Origin of the sequence: Mycobacterium helveticum, assembly GCF_007714205.1 — a bacterium.
GTDB classification, from domain to species: Bacteria; Actinomycetota; Actinomycetes; order Mycobacteriales; family Mycobacteriaceae; genus Mycobacterium; species Mycobacterium helveticum.
Map to the genome: position 1 here is coordinate 1 of NZ_VMQU01000026.1, position 18,763 is coordinate 18,763.

15 protein-coding genes and 2 pseudogenes are annotated in these 18,763 nt (G+C 68.4%); 8 read left to right on the plus strand and 9 right to left on the minus strand.

The features are described from left to right. Positions 1–78 precede the first annotated feature (78 nt). On the minus strand, positions 79–3,042 hold the full coding sequence (locus FPZ47_RS08340; protein WP_144950578.1) for an AMP-binding protein: 2,964 nt from the start codon (positions 3,040–3,042) through the stop codon (positions 79–81). An 845-nt stretch (positions 3,043–3,887) separates the two neighbouring features. Between FPZ47_RS08340 and FPZ47_RS08345 the strand changes: the two genes are divergently transcribed. The 4 genes from FPZ47_RS08345 (at position 3,888) to FPZ47_RS08360 (ending at position 9,375) form a co-directional block, all read left to right on the plus strand. After that, entirely contained in the window at positions 3,888–4,280 is a 393-nt protein-coding gene (locus FPZ47_RS08345) for a hypothetical protein (protein ID WP_246133349.1), read from the plus strand. A 404-nt stretch (positions 4,281–4,684) separates the two neighbouring features. Continuing rightward, positions 4,685–5,446 carry a TetR/AcrR family transcriptional regulator C-terminal domain-containing protein gene (locus FPZ47_RS08350; RefSeq protein ID WP_144950659.1) on the plus strand — a complete coding sequence of 254 codons (762 nt, stop codon included), beginning with the start codon at positions 4,685–4,687 and terminating at the stop codon, positions 5,444–5,446. A gap of 106 nt (positions 5,447–5,552) precedes the next feature. Further along, positions 5,553–6,752, plus strand: coding sequence for a fatty acid desaturase family protein (locus FPZ47_RS08355; protein ID WP_144950580.1), 1,200 nt, complete (start codon positions 5,553–5,555; stop codon positions 6,750–6,752). A 226-nt stretch (positions 6,753–6,978) separates the two neighbouring features. Beyond that, a complete protein-coding gene (locus tag FPZ47_RS08360; RefSeq protein WP_144950582.1) occupies positions 6,979–9,375 on the plus strand; it encodes a heavy metal translocating P-type ATPase in 2,397 nt (798 codons plus the stop codon). Here FPZ47_RS08360 and FPZ47_RS08365 read toward each other — a convergent pair. Continuing rightward, positions 9,372–9,581, minus strand: a complete 210-nt coding sequence (locus tag FPZ47_RS08365; protein ID WP_144950584.1) for a hypothetical protein — start codon at positions 9,579–9,581, stop codon at positions 9,372–9,374. The genes FPZ47_RS08360 and FPZ47_RS08365 overlap by 4 nt on opposite strands. 52 nt (positions 9,582–9,633) lie before the next feature. Here FPZ47_RS08365 and FPZ47_RS08370 point away from each other — a divergent pair, with 52 nt between their 5' ends. Then, on the plus strand, positions 9,634–9,993 hold the full coding sequence (locus FPZ47_RS08370; protein ID WP_144950587.1) for a cation transporter: 360 nt from the start codon (positions 9,634–9,636) through the stop codon (positions 9,991–9,993). Here FPZ47_RS08370 and FPZ47_RS08375 read toward each other — a convergent pair. Continuing rightward, positions 9,935–10,594, minus strand: coding sequence for a hypothetical protein (locus FPZ47_RS08375; RefSeq protein ID WP_144950589.1), 660 nt, complete (start codon positions 10,592–10,594; stop codon positions 9,935–9,937). The two genes, FPZ47_RS08370 and FPZ47_RS08375, sit on opposite strands and share 59 nt — an antisense overlap. A 17-nt stretch (positions 10,595–10,611) precedes the next feature. Here FPZ47_RS08375 and FPZ47_RS08380 point away from each other — a divergent pair. Beyond that, positions 10,612–10,973 (plus strand): annotated as a pseudogene (locus FPZ47_RS08380) (class I SAM-dependent methyltransferase); the annotation flags it as partial. 55 nt (positions 10,974–11,028) lie between these two features. Here FPZ47_RS08380 and sigC read toward each other — a convergent pair. Beyond that, positions 11,029–11,583: an RNA polymerase sigma factor SigC gene (sigC, locus tag FPZ47_RS08385; protein WP_144950591.1), complete on the minus strand. Its 555-nt coding sequence runs from the start codon at positions 11,581–11,583 to the stop codon at positions 11,029–11,031. Positions 11,584–11,789: 206 nt separating this feature from the next. Here sigC and FPZ47_RS08390 point away from each other — a divergent pair, with 206 nt between their 5' ends. Then, positions 11,790–14,096 carry a heavy metal translocating P-type ATPase gene (locus FPZ47_RS08390; protein WP_144950593.1) on the plus strand — a complete coding sequence of 769 codons (2,307 nt, stop codon included), beginning with the start codon at positions 11,790–11,792 and terminating at the stop codon, positions 14,094–14,096. On the opposite strand, the gene FPZ47_RS08395 is transcribed toward FPZ47_RS08390, so the two are convergent. The 5 genes from FPZ47_RS08395 to FPZ47_RS08415 all read right to left on the minus strand — a co-directional run bounded on the left by FPZ47_RS08395 (position 14,068) and on the right by FPZ47_RS08415 (position 18,443). Further along, positions 14,068–16,029, minus strand: coding sequence for a cytochrome c oxidase assembly protein (locus tag FPZ47_RS08395; RefSeq protein WP_144950595.1), 1,962 nt, complete (start codon positions 16,027–16,029; stop codon positions 14,068–14,070). The genes FPZ47_RS08390 and FPZ47_RS08395 overlap by 29 nt on opposite strands. 103 nt (positions 16,030–16,132) lie before the next feature. Continuing rightward, entirely contained in the window at positions 16,133–16,861 is a 729-nt protein-coding gene (locus FPZ47_RS08400) for a DUF2275 domain-containing protein (RefSeq protein ID WP_144950597.1), read from the minus strand. Between the two features lie 107 nt (positions 16,862–16,968). After that, positions 16,969–17,664, minus strand: coding sequence for a VldE C-terminal domain-containing protein (locus FPZ47_RS08405; RefSeq protein WP_144950599.1), 696 nt, complete (start codon positions 17,662–17,664; stop codon positions 16,969–16,971). An 18-nt stretch (positions 17,665–17,682) separates the two neighbouring features. Beyond that, positions 17,683–17,883, minus strand: coding sequence for a hypothetical protein (locus FPZ47_RS08410; RefSeq protein WP_144950601.1), 201 nt, complete (start codon positions 17,881–17,883; stop codon positions 17,683–17,685). Positions 17,884–18,029: 146 nt separating this feature from the next. Beyond that, complete coding sequence (locus tag FPZ47_RS08415) at positions 18,030–18,443, minus strand: DUF6632 domain-containing protein (RefSeq protein ID WP_144950603.1); 414 nt, start codon at positions 18,441–18,443, stop codon at positions 18,030–18,032. Between the two features lie 160 nt (positions 18,444–18,603). Between FPZ47_RS08415 and FPZ47_RS08420 the strand changes: the two are divergent. Next, positions 18,604–18,738, plus strand: a pseudogene (locus FPZ47_RS08420) (TauD/TfdA family dioxygenase); the annotation flags it as partial. Positions 18,739–18,763: the final 25 nt, after the last annotated feature.

An 18,763-nucleotide genomic window follows, 5' to 3' on the forward strand; every position in this document is an offset into this window, starting at 1 on the left:
CTACACTTTCGTGACCTGATCAACCAGTATCCTCAGGTCACACCTCAATTCCGCGCGGGAACCCGTCGCAACTTCGGGCTAGACGTCGTGGTGTGTCGCCGCGGTGGCCGCTTGTCGATAGTGACCATCAGCGAGGTCGTGGTACCAGGTCGATTCCCCCGGCGCCGGCAGCCCGGCCTCTCGCAGTTCGGTCGACAGTGGCCGGTAGGAGGGCGTGAGCGGTATGTGGTCGACAATGTGGACGATGGCGGGACGCTGGTCGCGGGGGAGGCCGCCCAACGCGGTGGTCAGGCTGGCCCCCAGGCTAGCCCCAGTGAGGACGCCGTCTTTGCCAACCGTCACGGCCGCCACCGCAACATCGTGCGTTTCGGTCGCAACGGGATACACCACGGCCAGGTCGATCATGGTGATGTCGCCGAGCGCGTCGCAAATCGGCTGGCAGAAGACCGGTCCGCGCGCCGACTGGATCACGGTGTTTCTGTTGTCGACGAACCAGTAGTCGCCGGCGGTGTCGCGGCGAAACAGATGGTCTGTGGTGATCCACGTGTCTCCCTTGGCGAATACGCCACGCATTGAGACACGTGCGGCATCGAGTCCGGAGCGCGGCTTCGCCAGCAGCACGCCCACCTCTTCATCCGCGCAGGCGCGCACGAACCCGTGGTCGTCCTCGGTAAACCGGCCCGTCGCGGCGTCGTAGCCTCCGAGCCGAATCTCGGCGCTGCCCGGCAGCGGCCGACCCTTGGCCCCGGTCTTCGTGCCGGCAACATTGGCCAGCACCGCGTCCCCCTCGGTGGATGCATAGAATTCCAGCACGCGGGCGGGAGCGAATCGGTCGGTGACCTTGCGCCACAGCCCGATCGGCATTCCGGCTCCGATGAACAGCCGGATCGGATGATGTTCGGCAAGCTCGGGCGACGCCGCCTCCACCAGTTCGCCCAGCATGGCCCAGGTATAGGTCACCACCGTGACCCCGTAACGGTGGATTTCGTCGGCGAACCGCGTCGGGTTGACCCCCCGGGTCAAGGCGATTCGCGACCCGCCGGCGACCGCGCCGCCGAGGCCGACCATCAGACCCGACGGATGATGCAGCGGGGCCAGGCAATAGACGGTGTCACCGCGGCCGAGCACGGCGGCAGTGGCCGTGCCGTAGGCCGACAGCGCCCACCGATGATTGGTGACCTCCTTGACCACCCGGCGTCCTCCCGTCGTGCTGAAGAACACGAACGCGAGATCGGCTGCACGGCCCGGGTTGGGCCGATACCACTGGGGGAGCGGCGCAACGGACAGGTCGAGGCGGTCCATTTCGACGACCCGATCCGAATCCGTCCGGCCGAGGTTCGCGGTGCGGCCGTGACCGAGGACGAGCACCCTGGCGTCGGTCGCGGTAGCCGCCGCCAGATGGTAGGGGTCCGTGATGATATCGGCTACCTCGCACAGCTGGACGGCGGCGGTGAGGTCGTCGTCCGGGGGTAGTAGCACCGCCACCGCGCCGATCCGCGACAGTGCCGCGATCGCGGTCACGGCGTTGGGGCTGGTGTCCATCAACACACCGATGTGGGCTCCCTGCCGGACACCGACGGCGATGAGGCCGCGCACCGCGTCGTCGATGCTGCGCTCGGCCGCTGCGTTGGTGTGGACCCGATCCTCGAAGAGAAAGCATTCCTCTTCGGGCGCTCTGTTCGCCTGTTCGGCCATCAACCCGCCCAACGACACCCGGGTATGGGGTTGCAGCCGACCGAGTCGGGCGAGCCGGGGAAGAGTGCGTACGGCCTCCCCGGCCATCTCCCTGCCGCTGCGCGCCGCTCCCACCGCGGCATCGGCCAAACCCAGGCCCACGCCGATGCCCAGTTCGGCCAGTACACCGGCCGAGCGACCGATATGCGACGACAGCCCGACCGCGCCATCGACCCCGACGCCGGGGTCGGGCTCCATCGCATGAACGCCATCGGGCCTGGGGCCTCGGCCGTCTTGCCACAGCACCCATTGACCGACGGTGGGCCAGGTACGCGTGGCGGCGGTCGATCCGACAACGAGCCCAAAATGGCCTGCGCGCAATAACGCCTCGGACACCTCGGCCCGGGGGGCGGCCCGCAGGATTCCTCGCACGGACGCGGGTTGGCCGATGTCGTCGATCTCGCCGATGAAAGCAAGGACCGGACAGGTGATTTCCGCGAGCGTGATCAACGTGCCGTCGATCACGGCGCCGCCGGCCATCATGCGGTTATGCACCACGAACTGCCGTAACAGTTCGGCGACCGCAGGGCCCGACCATGCCACCCAGCCCTCCGCCTCAAGGAAGCGGCGTTGCTGTTCCCGGGGCAGCAACGCCTCCCGGTCATGGAGTTGCCGTAGAAAGTCCCATCTCGCCCGGACCGTCTTGACCGGGTCCAGAAGCTGAAACCCGGTACGGGCCATCCATCCGGATACCGAGAGACGGTTGAACACGTGGTCGGCGACCAGCTGGGCGGCACGGCCCGCCAGGGCCGCGGGAATTCCGAACGGCAGACCGCTGAGCGCATCGACGGCGCTACCCAGTGTGATGACGCTGGCCAGGCCCACGGAACGTCGGTAGGCCGCGGTTTGATAGCAGAACATGCCGCCCTGCGAGTAGCCCGCCAAATGCACCTTGCGGCCGGTGTGTGCACGTACCGAGTCGATGACCCGGCTCAGCGCGACGACATGGTCGCTCAACGTACGTTCGAGCCCGCCGGTTTCCCGATCCGGTGAGCCGAAGTCCACCACCCACGGGTCCACACCAAGATCGTGCAGGACACCGACCGCGCCCTGGTCTCTGGTGACGTCAAACACGTTGGCCGACATCATCATCGGCGGCACAAGTACTACCGGCGGCCGTGGCGCGTCGTTCGCCTTGTCGGGGAAGTACCTTCGTAGCCGGTACATGTCGGACCGCTCCACGATCTGAAACGGCGACGGACGGGATCCGGTCTGAAAGCCGCCGAACCGCAGCACCTCGACACCGTTCTGCACGGTGGCGATCACCCGGTTCGCGGGACCCGCTATCGAATCGCTACCCCATCTCACCGCTACCACACATCACCCGGACACTCCTGCTGATCACGCATACATTGGCGTCACCCACGCCCGACAGTACGCGCAGTGGCTGCCGTCGCCGCGGGTCCGCCGACCCCGCGAACTCACGCACTGCGACCCTTCGGCCAGCCGTTGACACGCCCGCAACATCGGCGCCGGTTCGCAGTCGAGATGACCGCGCTGGGGCCATTCTTCAAGGGGGAGATTCCAGACTGTGGTCTTTTCGGATGAGGCAACGGGCTCATGCCGCGTTATTGACCGCATTCATGACAGCAGCGCTCGCGCTGCCTGCGCCTATCCTCAGCCCCGCCCAATCCGGTGCACCAGTTCGTGGCCGCATGCCATGGTTGCGCAGAGGCACGCACCCGCGTCCGCCTTCTCGAGAGGCGGTCTTCTCGAGAGGCGGTGATGTCATGTCCCGACTACCCACCACGACCTACCCCGAGGCGGCCAGCGGTGTACTGTGACAAAGTAGGCATACAACGTAGACAAAGTCATTTAGCAAGCGTTTTGACAGAGTCGTTTTGACAGAGTTACGAACCCGAAATATTCGAAAGGCAGTGCCCACTCGAGTTTGCTGCCGTGGTCGATGCGGTTTGCGATTCTGTCCCGGACATCGGGTGCGGTCACTGCGCAAAGCCGACATGCATCGCGACAACCCCAACTATGCGTGCCCGAACCGCGTGCCCGCGCTGTAGTCAACGAAGAGCGGCCCCGATGGAAAAAGCAGCGCTCGGGTCCGCACCCGGCGCGATCACCGCAGCGGCAATGTCGCCGACTGCGCGACAACCGAAAACGAGACCGCCCGAAATGAGGCCACCCGAAATGAGACCACGATGACAAACTCTGAGGACGAACAACGAGATGTCTTCGGGGGCATCATGCTTCATGTGGGTGCGGGATTCAAAGAGAATGAGCGCCCCCACGTGGTGGAGGCATTGTCGACGCTCGCGCCGCACCTGGGAAGGTGGAATCCTGACGACGTGGTCGTGGATGTCTCCCTACAGGACCGCGGCGGCAAGGAGCAGCGCGTCACATTGCGCACGAGCCTGCCCGGCTTTCCGCCATTGGTAGCGGTTGCTGACAACCCGGACGTAACCCACGCCCTCGGCGAAGCAAAGCACGAGCTGATTCGCCAGATTGAACACCAGAAGGCGGAGCGGGAACCCATGCACAACCGCCGGCTCAGGAACAACACGGTCCGGCATCCTAAGACCCCCACGCCGTGAGCACGCCGTGAGAGAGCTCCCCATCCACAACCGCCTCATCCACAACCGCCCCATCCACAACGTGAGTCAGACACCGCTGCAGAGCGTTATCGACGCGGGCGACTCGGCGAACGCCGCGGGCCCGGCCAGCAGCTCGCTTATGTGGGCAGACAGAGACAAGATGACGCACATCGCCGAAGCGCGAGTTATCACCAACCAGCGGGCCATGGGCAGGTCGATGCCAGCAGCTACCGATCGGCCGTACCTCACCGCCGGGGAAGTCCTCCGGGCGGGCATGCGCCGGGCCGCCGGACGCAAAGAAATGGCTGCCGCGAAGTCAACGTGGGATTCCGAAGGCGGCGCTACGGATCGGCGAACGATCCACCGCTCGGCCGGGGCCGGGCCCGTGGTCGGCTAGGTGCTTGATGACGCAGTCAGCTGGACTATCAGGTTCCGGGCAGGCCGGCGAGCCGGATTCCCACGGCGAGGACGAGGAGGGCAGCCGAATCACCCGTGCGGCAATCTTGGTCAGTGCGCTGGAGATCATCGATCGTGATGGCGTCGAGGGGCTGTCGATGCGTCGCCTCGGCGAGGCGGTCGGCCGGGATCCGATGGTGCTCTACCGGCATGTGCCGAACAAGGCCGCCGTGCTCGATGGGGTGGTCGAGATGGTCTTCGAGCAATTATCGCTGGATACCGCACGTCCGGGCTGGGCGGCCGCCCTGCGGGACCTCGCCCATGACTTCCGTGATTTAGCGTGTGCACACCCAAACGTGGTGCCGCTCTTAGTCACCCGGCCCATTGCGACGCCGCTCGGGATGCGGCCACAGGGCATGCTCCGACAACTCGAAGATGTGCTCGCGCTACTGATTGGGGCGGGCTTCAGCGGGGTCGACGCGGTCTTCGTGTACCGGGCACTGTTCGGGTTCCTCTACGGTCATGTGCTCACCGAGTTGCAGGAGGTCCTCGAACGACCCGAGGAGACCGACGACGTCTTGCGTCTGGGCTTGCACCGGCTGCGGATCAGCGAATTCCCCCGGCTGCGCTCGCTCGCGCCGACTTGGGCCGCCTACGATGGGCTGATCGAACTCGACCGCGGACTTGACATCCTGCTCAGTGGGCTGTCCACCCGACTCGATTTACCCGATGACACAACCGGGTCGGCGCGCACGCCCGGGTCACGATAACTATGCCGCTAAGAACGGACATGACCATGATGGTGCCGCCGCCCGAATCCCGTCCGGCCGCGAGCCGGGCGAATACCCACCTCGTCGAGATACCCGGGATGCGTCGATGGCAATAACGAACGTAGCCGCATACGCCCATCTGAGCGACGCGGACCTCGAGGCGCTCGGAGCCGATTTGGAAGCGATCCGCCGCGACATCGAGGGTTCGCGCGGCAAAGAGGACAGGGCATACATTCAGCGCACCATCGCGTTTCAGCGATTTCTCGAGATCGCGGCGCGCCTGGTTATCGCCGGCACCCGCAGCAAGATGGGCTGGGCGCTCGGTACCCTCGCGCTCGCGGTGGCCAAGAGTGTCGAGAACATGGAACTTGGCCATAATATCGGCCACGGCCAATGGGATTGGATGAACGACCCCGAGATCCACTCCAACACGTGGGAGTGGGACATGGCGGGTCTGTCGTCGCAGTGGCGGTACTCCCACAACTATCGGCACCACATGTTCACCAATGTCATCGGGGTGGACGACGACCTCGGTTTCGGTGTCCTGCGGGTAACCCGCGACCAGGAGTGGCGGCGCAGCAATCTCTTCCAGCCCTTGCGAAACGTGCTGTTGGCCGTCATGTTCGAATGGGGCATCGCGATGCACGGCTTGCATTCGGAGCATGAGCGCGCGGCGACCGACGCGCAGAAGTCTGCCGATACCCGAGCGCTGATCCGCAAGATGGCTCGGCAGGGCGGGAAGGACTATGTATTCTTTCCCGCTCTCAGTCTTCGACGATGGCGCCGCACACTCACGGCGAACGTGGCCGCCAACCTGCTACGCAACGTGTGGGCGTATGTCGTGATCGTGTGCGGGCACTTTCCGCACGGCGCAGAGAAGTTCACCGCGGCCGTGCTGGAGGGTGAGACGAAGCCCGAATGGTATCTGCGACAAATGCTGGGTACCGCGAACTTTGACGCTGGGCCGGTGTTGGCCTTCCTGAGTGGAAATCTTTGCTACCAGATCGAACACCACCTTTTCCCCGATCTGCCGAGCAACCGTTATGCGGAGATCGCCCAACGGGTCCGGGCGGTGTGCGCCACCTACGACCTGCCGTATACGACCGGTCCGCTTGTTCGCCAGTACCTGCTCACCTTTCGCATCATTTCCACGTTGGCACTTCCGGATCGGTTCCTGGCCGGCAATGCCGGCGACACACCGGAGGCGGCGTCAGGAAGGCACATTCCGCGACGTCGACGCACCTTACGTGTCGGGCGAGGTCAATGGCGACACGCGGCGACGGGGATCAGTAACCGGGCGACCTGAGCCGTGGGCATTTGGCGTTGCACCCGCGCAGCGTTGGATTGGCCCGACGTCGGACCGAACTATTGGCGAGTCGGCCGCGGATCGGTAGGACCGTTCGGCCCCAGCCGGCCGAGTTTGGGCCCCGCCGGAACCTAACTCCCTCCACGATGAGGTATTGCGACCCTAGTACGCGGCGGCCTCGACTGGTCGACTCTGACCAGACGGCCGGGAGCGACCGGAAGGATCAATGGTGACGGGCGGTACGGGACCTGGGAGCGTGCGGGGGATTGCGCGACTGCGTCCGCTGATCGAGCCGGTCCTGGTGGTGCTCACGGTCGGCGCGCTGGCCGCCGGCGGGATCGCGTGGCTCACCGGGTGGCGCGAGGTCGCCGACGGTTGCTGGATCGCCGGGACGGTGCTGGCGGTGCTGCCGGCCTTGGTGTGGGTGGCGGTGGCGTTGCGCCGGGGACGGCTGGGCGTGGACGTCATCGCCGTGCTCGCCCTGGTGGGCACCCTGCTCGTCCACGAATATCTGGCCGGGGCGTTGATCGCGGTGATGCTGGCCGGTGGCCGTGCGTTGGACGCGGCGGCCACGCGGCGCGCCTCCCACGATCTGCGGGCCCTGCTGGAGTGGGCGCCACGCTTCGCGCGGCGACGCGACGGCACGCAAGTCAGCGTGATCCCACTGGCCGACGTGGTCGTCGACGACCTGCTGATCGTCGGGCCCGGTGAGGTGGTGCCGGTGGACGGCCGCGTGGTCGACGTGGTCGCGGTGTTGGACGAGTCGGTGCTGACCGGTGAGCCGCTGCAGGCCGAACGCGGTGTCGGCGAACTCGTTCGCAGCGGAGTGGTCAACGCGGGCAACGCGTTCGAGTTGCGTGCCACCGCGACGGCCGAAGACAGCACCTACGCCGGCATCGTGCGGCTGGCCCAGCAGGCGGGCGCGGAAAACGCCCCGATCGTGCGGTTGGCCGACCGCTACGCGGCGTGGTTCCTGCCGCTGGCGCTGCTGCTGGCCGGCGGGGCGTGGCTGGCCAGCGGGTCGGCCGTGCGGGCGGTGGCCGTGCTGGTGGTCGCGACTCCGTGTCCGCTGCTGCTGGCGGCGCCGGTGGCGATCGTCTCCGGCCTGTCGCGCGCGTCCCGGGCCGGGGTGATCATCCGCGGCGGTGGCGCTCTGGAAAACCTCGGGCACGCAACGACTTTGGTGATGGACAAGACCGGCACGCTGACGATGGGCCGTCCGGTGGTCGTCGACGTGATCGCCGCGCCCGGCGGTGATGCGACCGAGGTCTTGCGGCTGTCGGCCTCGGTGGATCAGCTCTCCCCGCACGTGCTGGCCGAGGCCATCGTGACGGAGGCCCTCGCGCGCGGCATCGAGCTGTCCTTGCCCGCCGATGTGCTCGAGGAGCCGGGCCGCGGTGTCACCGCCACCATCGACGAGCGCCGGGTGACCGTCGGCAAACTGCCCGCCGACTCCGTGCGTGGCGCGTGGGCGGGGGGAGTGGTCAACCGGGCGCGTCTGGACGGCGCGGCCATCGCCTGGATGTGCGTCGACGGCGAGCCTGCCGGTGCGGTGCTGTTGCGGGATCCGTTGCGCCGCCAAGCACCCCGCACGATACGCCGGCTGCGTGCGGCCGGCTTCAATCGGCTGGTGATGCTCACCGGTGACCGTGCCGAACCGGCGCGCGAGGTCGCCACGGTGCTGGGCCTCGACGAGGTCTATGCCGAGCAAAGCCCCGCCGACAAGGTCGCGGCGGTGCGCGCCGAGCGGGACCGCGCGGTGACGGTGATGGTGGGCGACGGTATCAACGACGCGCCGGCGCTGGCGGCGGCGACGGTGGGTGTGGCGATGGGCGCCCGCGGGGCCACCGCGTCCTCGGAGGCCGCCGACATCGTGCTGACCACCGATCGTGTCGACCGGCTCGCCGACGCGATGGACATCGCGCGCTGGTCGCGGCGCATCGCCGTGCAGAGCGCGGTGGCGGGTATGAGCCTGTCGCTGTTGGCGATGGTGATCGCCGCGCTGGGCTGGCTGCCGCCGGCCGCGGGTGCGTTGCTGCAGGAGGGCATCGATGTCGCGGTGATCCTCAACGCGCTGCGGGCCCTGCGCGGCAATCCGCACACGGAACTGGCGTTGCCCACCAACACCGAGCAGATGCTGCGGCGCTTCGCGGCCGAACACGACGAACTCCGCGACACCCTCGGGCTGCTGCGCGACAGCGCCGACCGCCTGGCCGAGGGGCCGGACGCCGCGGCACTGGAATCGCTGAGCACCGCGCACGGCTTGCTCACCGAGCGGATCCTGCCGCACGAACGCGCGGAGGAAACCCTGCTCTATCCCGCCTTGGCGCGGCCGCTGGGCGGCGACGAGGCCACCGCGACCATGAGCCGCACCCACGCCGAGATCCAGCGTCTCGCCGAACGCGTCGGCACGCATGTGGCGCTGGCGCAATCGGCCGGAGCGATCCAACCCGACCAGGTCGACGACCTGTTGGCCTGCCTGTATGGCCTGTACGCCCTGCTGCGGCTGCACTTCGTCCAGGAGGAAGAAAACTACTTCACCCTCGTCGAGGACGAAGCCACCGCGCCTGGCACGGGCCGGCGACCCGGCCCGGCGCCTCGTGCCGACTCGGCGGCGGGCTAGATGAGCGCGGTTTTGGCCGGCATCGTGGTGGCGATGGTCGTCACGGCCGGTGGGCCCGCGTGGCCGTGCTCACCGTCGGCCTGACGACTCTGTGCGTTCTTGCCGCGACGTTGGGCCGATGTGTCCGACAGCGTGGAGGAAGAGCAGGTAATCACCGTGGTGGACCAACCCAATTCGGGAACTCGGCGCAGCCGATCGACGACCACTAGCCGGGACAGCGGCAGCGCGGCGAGACGGTGAGGAATGGCATTGACTGAAATGGCAGCAGCACCCGGGCCCGGTACGGCGGAAGTCCGGCGAGTCGAACTCGACCTGAAAGGGTTGTCGTGCGGGGCGTGCGCGCGGCGCGTCGAGAAGGCGCCGAACAGGATCGACGGGGTGCGGGCGTCGGTTGACTTCGGCGCCCGGGTGGCGACCGTCGAGGCCGCTCCCGGCATCGCGGTGTCCGCCCTCTGCGCGGCCGTGCACAAGGCCGGTTATGGCGCTGCGGAACGCTCCGAGGGAGCCGGCGGAAACGATGACTGCGCTGAGCCTCAACAGCTTTCGCCGTTGCGGGCGCTCATCGTCGCCGCGACGCTGCTGCTGCGCTGGCTGATGTCTTCGTGGCATGCCCGTTGACGAAGCCCACCGGCGAATCGACCAGGGCACCGGCGGGACCGTCTGCCAACGTTTTTCGACGGCTCAGAAAGTCTTGCGCCAACAGCGACCGGATCGACGGTGGGCTCGCGGAAAGCTCGGCGACGTGGTCGAGTCCGAGCGCGATGGTCGGAGCCTCGGCAAGGTACTCGGTGTAACGGCGCCCGCCCCATTGCATGCCCAGGCTCACCCAGGCGTCGACCACCGACCACCGTCGCGGATTCATCCTTGCCCAATTGCTTTGGTCGAGCGTGCGCTTCCACTCCGTGACCTCGAGTTCGTCGAGCGCGTAGCCGCCGAGCAACTCCGTGTCTGAGACCTGCTCGCCGTGCACGACGGTGATGCCGCGTCCCGGTTCGGCCGGCCCCGCCGACTCCGGCAGCAGCCCGAGGATCGCCCTCGCCGCGGCCCGGGCCGTGGTGACTTCTTCGGTCAACGTCAGGGTGGGGTAGGCGCCCGACGCGATGCACGCATCGACAACCGAGACCAAAACATCCGCCGTGTCGCGCAATTGGTGGCCCTCGCCGAGGACCCGCGGCAGTCGAACGACGGTGAAGTCGAGCCCGTGCGGTGACCCGGCCACGGCCAACTCCGCGAGCGACCGCCGAGGGCCTGTTTCAGTACCTGCAGCGCGGTGCGGTGTTCGCGATCTGATCGCGGCCTGCGCCAACCGGTTTCGCTGCGGGCAGCTGGTTTTCGACAGCGTCCCGTGGTTGTTGAGCGCGTATTCTCGGCGCCGCGGCTTCAAGCTCAGTGAGGATTACACGGCCCCGCCGATGTCGTTTTCGTTCACCGCCAACCAGTACGACGAGTTGGCCGCGATACCCGGGATCCGCACGGTGCGCGAACTCCGCTACCCCCCGGGGCGCGGCAGGCTCCTGCGGTGGGTTACTCCGCTGTCCTACCGCCTGCCCCAACTCGACCGCCTCCGGGCTCCGGTGACTCTCGTCGAATTCGGCTGACCCGCAGAAGTATCCGACACGCGCACCCGATGCATGTCCCGGGCCGGCGGCCCGCTCAGCCCGTCTGGTCGTCGCGTTGCGCGGCCTCGAGGAGATCGTCGCGGGCGCGCGCGACGCGAGACCGGACGGTGCCGATCGGACATCCGCAGACCTCGGCTGCCTCGGCGTAGGTCAGCCCGAGCACCTGTGTCAGCACCAGCGCGTCACGGCGATCGGCGTCCAAGGCGTCGAGCAGCATCCTGATCTCGACCATGTCTTCGAATCGGGCCGTCCCGCGGCGGCTGTCGAGCAGACCCTCCAGGTCGGCGGCGTAGCTGGTGCGCGGTCGTCTCTGGTTGTGACGGATCTGGTCGATGACGACGCGACGGGCAATGGACAGCAGCCAGGTCCGCGCCGACGAGCGGCCGGTGAAACTCGGCAGTGACCGCAGCGCGCGCAGGAAGGTCTCCTGGGTCAGGTCGTCGGCGCTGGCGGGATCGGCCAGGAATGCCACAACACGCCAGACGTCGCGCTCGGTAGCCCTGACGAAATGATCGAGGGCCCCGGAGTCGCCGCGACCGGCCGCCAGCGCCCACGAGGTGACCTTGTCATCGTCGCCGCGCTCGCCCACGTCAACAACACTAGGTCATCGAAGGGCCGTTCCACGCCTCGGGAAGGCCGATCCGGGTCGCGCGGGCATCGGGCGGCGTTGCCGGCCGCGTCAGGACGGGTAGCTTGGTCAGGTGAGAGCGGTGAATTTCGCCCGGTCGGGAACTCATGACCCTGGAGACGCGACTAGCTGGAGTAGGGCAAAGCGAGCCCAAAGCGAGGAGGACCATGACGCTGACCGCTGCGGCTGGGTCCGACGCGCCGCAGGCTCGCCGGATCGAGCTGGACGTGTCGGGGATGTCGTGTGCCGCGTGCGCCGCCCGCGTGGAGAACAAGCTCAACAAGGTTGACGGCGTGCAGGCGTCGGTGAATTTCGCGACCCGGGTCGCCACCATCGACGCCCCTGAGACGATCGCCACCGCGGATCTGTGCGAGGTGGTGCGCCGGGCCGGATACGAGGCCGGGCCGCGGTCGCACCGGGCGGTTGACCGGGTCGATCCGGATGAGCTGCAGGCCCGCAGCCTGCTGCGGCGGCTCCTGGTCGCCGCGGTCCTGTTCATGCCGCTTGCCGATCTGTCGGTGGTGTTCGCCGTCGTGCCCGGCATGCGATTCCCGGGGTGGGCATGGGTGCTGACCGCGCTTGCCGCGCCGATCGTGACCTGGGCGGCCTGGCCGTTCCACCGCGTCGCGCTGCGCAACGCCAGGCACGGCACCACCTCGATGGAAACGCTGATCTCGGTGGGGGTCACCTCCGCCACGGTGTGGTCACTGTGCACCATCTTCGGCCCGAGCCGGCACCGCGAGGTCCACGGGTTGTGGCAAGCGGTGCTGGCCAGCGACGCCATCTACCTGGAGGTGGCCGCGGGTGTCACGGTGTTCGTGCTCGCCGGGCGATATTTCGAGGCCCGCGCAAAATCGAGGGCGGGCAGTGCGTTGCGCGCGCTCGCGGCGCTGGGCGCCAAGAACGTCACCGTCCTGCTGCGCGACGGCAGCGAGATGGTGATCCCCGCCGACGAGCTCAAAGAGCAGCAGCGCTTCGTCGTCCGGCCGGGGGAGACGATTGCCGCCGACGGCCTGGTGGTGGACGGCGCCGCGGCGATCGACATGAGCGCGATGACCGGGGAGGCCAAACCGGCGCACGCACACCCGGGTGCCAGCGTGATCGGCGGCACCGTCGTGTGCGACGGCCGGCTCATCGTCGAGGCCGCCGCGGTCGGCGCCGACACCCAGTTTGCGGGAATGGTCCGCCTGGTCGAGCAGGCGCAGGCGCAGAAAGCCGATGCGCAACGGTTGGCCGACCGCATCGCCGCGGTTTTCGTCCCCGCGGTCTTCGCCATCGCGCTGCTGGCAGCCGCGGGTTGGCTGCTCGGCGGAGCGGGGCCCGACCGTGCGTTCTCGGTCGCGCTGGCGGTGCTGGTGATCGCCTGTCCGTGTGCCCTGGGGCTGGCCACACCGACGGCGATGATGGTGGCCTCGGGTCGCGGCGCCCAGCTGGGCATCTTCCTGAAGGGCTACCGGGCGCTGGAGACCATCCGCGCCGTCGACACCGTGGTGTTCGACAAGACCGGAACGCTGACCACCGGCCGGCTCGCGGTGACCGAGGTCGTCGCCGCGGACGGATGGGAGCCCGGCGACGTGCTCGCTCTGGCGGCCGCCGTCGAGGCCGCGTCCGAGCATGCCGTCGCGACGGCGATCGTGGCGGGCACCGACGACCGCCTGCCGGTTGCCGACTTCGCGGCGAGCGCCGGGCGGGGAGTCACCGGGACCGTTGGCGAGCGTCGGGTGACGGTCGGCCGCCCGGCCTGGGTGTCCCGCCGGCTGCCGGTTCCCCTGGCTGCCGAAAGAGCGCGCCGGGAAGGCGAGAGCCGGGGCGAGACAGTGGTTTTCGTCTCCGTCGACGACGTGGTGTGCGGCGCGATCGCGGTCGCCGACGCCGTCAGGGATTCCGCGGCCGAAGCGGTCGCCGCGCTGCATCGGCGGGGGCTGCGCACGCTGCTGCTCACCGGCGACAACGCGGCCGCCGCGGGCGCGGTGGCCGCGCAGGTGGGCATCGACGAGGTGATCGCCGAGGTGCTGCCCGAGGGCAAGGTCGATGTCATCCAGCAATTGCGGGACCGTGGCCGGGTCGTCGCGATGGTCGGTGACGGCATCAACGACGGGCCCGCGCTGGCGTCGGCGGATCTGGGGCTGGCCATCGGACGCGGTACCGACGTGGCGATCGGGGCCGCCGACATCATCCTGGTCCGCGACAGCCTCGACATCGTGCCGCAGGCGCTCGATCTCGCCCGGGCCACCCTGCGGACCATCAGGATCAACATGGTGTGGGCCTTCGGGTACAACATCGCCGCGATACCGATCGCCGCCGCCGGGCTGCTGAATCCGCTCATCGCGGGCGCGGCGATGGCGTTCTCGTCGTTTTTCGTGGTGTCCAACAGCCTGCGGCTGCGCAACATCGGCTTGTCCCACGAGCCAAGCGACGACCACGGCGCAACCGACGAACCCGCGGTCAGCGGCGGGACCGCGACAGCTCTTTGAGCATCGCGTTGTAGGCGTCGAGGTCGTCGTCGTAGGACGCCTCGGCGTGACGATCGGCCCGCGACGCGGCGCGCCGATCCTGCTGCGCCCACTGCGTCACCAGTGCGATGATCACCACCAGAATGGGTAATTCGCTCGAGCCCCAGGCGATCGCCCCACCCATGTGTTGGTCGGCGACGACGCTGGACAGCCACGGCAGGTCGACATACGAGTAGAACCTGCCGCCCACCGTCGACGTCATCGTCATCAGCGCGATACCGAAGAACGCGTGAAACGGCATCACCGCGAACAGCACACCCAGACGGCCGATGAACGGTAGCCGGCGCGGACCCGGATCGACGCCGATGATGCCCCAGAAGAACAGGTATCCCGTGATCAGAAAGTGGGCGCTCATGAACTCGTGGCCCCAGTGATACCGGACCAGCGTGTCGAACATCGGCGTGAAGTAGACGACGTACAGGGAGCCGACGAAGAGCACGAAGGCGGTGACCGGGTGCGAGATGAACCGTGTCACCGGTGAATGCACGAGCCACACCAGCCATTCGCGCGGGCCGGGCGGATGACCGCCGCCTGCGGCCGGGAGCGCTCGCAACGCGAGGGTGACGGGTGCCCCCAGCACCAGGAACACCGGAACGAACATGTTGTCGGCCATGTGCTCGACCATGTGAACGCTGAACATCGCCGAGCCGTAAGCCCGGACACCCGACCCCGTCACGAACACCAGCGCCAGACAGCCGATCAGCCAGGCGACCGTGCGTCCCGGAGGCCAGGTGTCGCCGCGCCGCCGCAGGCGCACCACGCCGGCCACGTAGAGCACGGCCAGGACGAGCGCCGCGGTGCCCAGGAATGTGTCGAATCTCCAGAACGTCACCAGCCGCAACGCGCTCGGCGGGCGGGGTAGTTCATAGCCGAGAAAGACGTCCCACACGGTGAACTTGTGCGCCAGCAGCCCCGGTGCGGTCTGGACCGCCATGGCAGACATTGCCGCCACCGCCGTGATGGTCGCCAGCGCACTTGCCGCAGCAGTCCCGCGGCCCGAGTGCAGGCGGCCGGCCCGCCCGCCGATGAGGGCTGCCAGGTCGCCGAGCCAGACCAGGGCCAGCGCGACCGCGCCCAGCATTGCCAGCCGCCCGTAGTCGGAGCCGGTCAGCGAGGTCGGGGGCAGCATCACCCGCAGCAGTAGCGCGCCGTAGAGCAGCGCCACGGCCCCGCTGGTCAGTTCGAGCAGCAACACTCGCCGCTGCAGCGGGCCGCTCGGTGGCGCCAGCATCGCGCAGACCTTCACGCCGGTGAGCACACCGAGGGCAACCGCGAAGACGATCACCGAGCTGGTCGCGTAGTCGTGGTTGGGCCCCTGCCCGGCGTTGCCGCTGACGGGCACGGCGATCACGCCGATCAGCGAGGGAATCAGCAGCACGACATGCCACACCCAGCGCACGGTGAGCCGCAGCGCCAACGCGGTGACACCGGAAAATACGGCAACGGCGATCCAGCCCCGCGCCATCTCCGAGGCGCCGAGGGCGACGCGAAGCGCTTCGGGGTCGGCCAGCCGGGAAACCGCGATGCCCGAGTCGTCAGCCGCCTGGATCGGGATCATCGCCGCCGCGGAGGCCAGCCACACCAACGACACCCGCTCGGCAAAACGGTGGCGACCGAACGAGTCGGCGTCGAGGACGCCGCGGTCGTCGGGGTGTGCCGTCGTCACGACGTAGACGAGCGTGCCGATGACCAGCGCCCCGGCCAGCGTGGCGGTGAAATAGCCGACCGTCTCGGCCAGGGCGGTCAACCATCCCGGAAACGAGTCACCCGTCGCGACGAAACGCCGGCCTCCTGATGCCACCGCGTAGCCGGCGGTCGCGCCCGCCACGGCGAGATAACCGGCAAGTAACACGAATCCGCCCGTGCGCCGTGAGGCTGCCCGACTCGAGCCCATCGTCGTCGCCTTCCGCCGCCCGGCAAATTCAACGCCCAGTCTACGAGTTTTGGTAGTAGCAAAGTCGCGGCTGCCCGAAATCGCTGTGGGCCATGGCGACGCTTCAGGCCGCGGAGCCGTCCGTCGGGTAGAGATGCCCGCGGCGGCGCCCCCGAGTGGCGTTCGCGGGTAACACGAGGTCGTCGTCCGGTCCCGGCACGGCGCCCGACCGGGGACTGGGCTCGGTTCGACGTGCTGCGCGCCAGATGAGCAGCGCCAATGCGGTGCCGACCACGACCGGCAGGTGGGTCAGGATCCGCACGAGGGTCACCGCACCCGAGGTCAGGTCGTTGATCACGAATCCCGCCAGAACCAGGCTGAATACCGCCAGGACCGCGGCCAGCCCGGATGCGGCTGCCGGACGCAACGCCGCAACGATCATCGCCACGCCCAGCGCGGCCGACCATGCCGTCGACTCGTTGAGCAGATGTCCACTCGCCATCCCGTCCTGCCCCCGGGCCGGCATTCCCACATCAGCGCCGAACCCTTGCGCGGTGGCCAAACCGAGCTGAATCACGCCGACCACGCCGAGCGCCCACTGCAGCCCTCTCGCAGTCGCCCACGCCCGAACGGGTGCCCGGGCCGGCGATCGGTCGCGCGGCTCGGGCGCAGCGACGACTTGCGAACGGCCGACGAGCCGACGCAACTGCTGGGTCTGCTCGACGGCTCGGCAATGCCATTCGCGGCAGCCGGGACACGACGCGAGGTGCTCGTCGACCCGGCGAGCGGGGACGGGTTCCCGCTCGCCGTCGATCCGGGCCGACAGGGCCTCGCGGGCGACGTCACAGTCCACGTATCAATAGTCGCGTATTCGTGGCATGTTGTTCCAGCCACGTGGTGTGCCGGCGCCCCGCATCGCCGAGATCGGTGGTGTAGCCACCGCTGACGTGCAGGAACCGATCACGCCGGCGGCTGGGGGCTCATCGAGCCGATGTAATACGTTTCGTGACCGGTCGGGTATCCGCCGCCGTCGGTGGCAATGTGGACGTGGTCGTAGTGGTTGAGCGTTTCCGAGCCGTAATCCGCGGTCCAGCTCGGCGCGCCGATGCCCGGGTACAACTTCTGCCGCCAGATCACGTGGAGGATTCCCCATCGCTGGGCGTTCGCCAGGGCGTATCCGGCGATTTCGTTGCCGAGTTCGATGCCCTCGGGGCTGTGATAGTTCGGGATCATCACGTCGATGGCCAACCCGTTCGGATGCCACTTCAAAGGGTCCTGCCGGAAGCCGCCGATGGTCTTGATCTGCGGAAACAACACGCTGATGGCGCGGGCGGCCCAGACGGTCTTGACCTGAAGGCCCTGCTCGGGCGCGGCGCCGGGCGGCAGTGCGACCCGGAAGTCCTGCGCGGCGGCGGGCGCGTTCGCCGCGAGGGATTGCACCTCCGCGGGACTGGCGGTGCGCGGCGCGTCGGCGGGGGCGACGGTGGGCGACGCGGCCGCCGCTGCGGGTGGCGGTCCGGCCGCGGTGACCGTCGGATGCCGAACGCAGCACCGGTGTTCGGTGCTCTGGGCGTAGACCATGGCGGCCGATACCGCGACCGAGGCGGCGATCGCCAGCCAGCGGCCCCGCCCGTTGGCCACCACGTTCGTGCCCACGAGCAGGAGCTTAACCTTTTACGTGGCGCCTGACGTCGTCTTGGTGATACCGGCCCGCGAATGCTTGGGCAACCCGGAGTCCGCCACCAGGGCAACAACCGGGTCCGATGAGATCCGTTCAGCCGGAACCAGTTCGGGATCGTCGTGTAGCTGGCGGTAGGCCTTGTCGAGTTCGGCGTCCTCGGTCAGTCCTTGCCCTTGCCGCAGCGTCGAGGCCAACGCTGGCGAGCCCACCGGCCGGGCCGGGAAGCCCTCGGCGCGGACCCGGGTGCCGTCGCTGCCACCCGCACCGAGCGTGGCGTGCAGCCGACGCTGCTCCTCGGTCGCCTTCCTGGCATCCCTGGGCGCCTCGGTGGGTCGAAGCGTTACCTCGTCGCCAGCCGTGAGCGATCGCCGGGCGGTTGTTTGATCCCCGACGCCCGCACGAGCACCGCCAGCACCACGGCCACGAAAAGCAGTGCCAGCACGTCGCCCCAGAGGTGTCCCAGGTGGCCGTCGCCGAAGGATTGCACGGTCATGATCGCGGCGTGCACGGCGCTGGACCACGCCGTGAACCAGATCAGGCTCAGGTTGGTTTCCGGGCTGCGCGCCGCATTGATGAGGAACACGCCGAGGGTGGCGTAGACGCCGACGATCATCATGAAGTAGTCGGACTGGTACGGCGCACCGGAGTGCCACATCCAGCCCGACGGCCAGACCACCGCCAGGGGATAGACGAGGAGCATGACGGCGCCCACGAAAACCAGCGCCAGTTGCAGGAGTTTGTAGGGTGTTGCCATCGTGGCCTCCTGTCGGTGGCTGATGGCTTGTCATTATGCGCTTTTCCCGGCCGCCGCACAGCTATGCTCCGGCGGCGAACTCCGCGGCCACGGCGGCAAGAAATTGCTGTGTGCGGCGGCGTGATTCGCCCCGGGTTTGTGCGTTCGCGCCCGGCGGCACCGCGCGGCCTGGTCGGTCGGTGACACCGGCATCTGGGACAACCGCGGGGTGCTGCACCGGGCGGCGCCCTACGACCCGAACTCGGCGCGGGAGATGCTGCGCCCCACGGTGCTGGGCGACGAACCCATCGAATAGTCCGTGTAGCACACTTTCCGGAGAG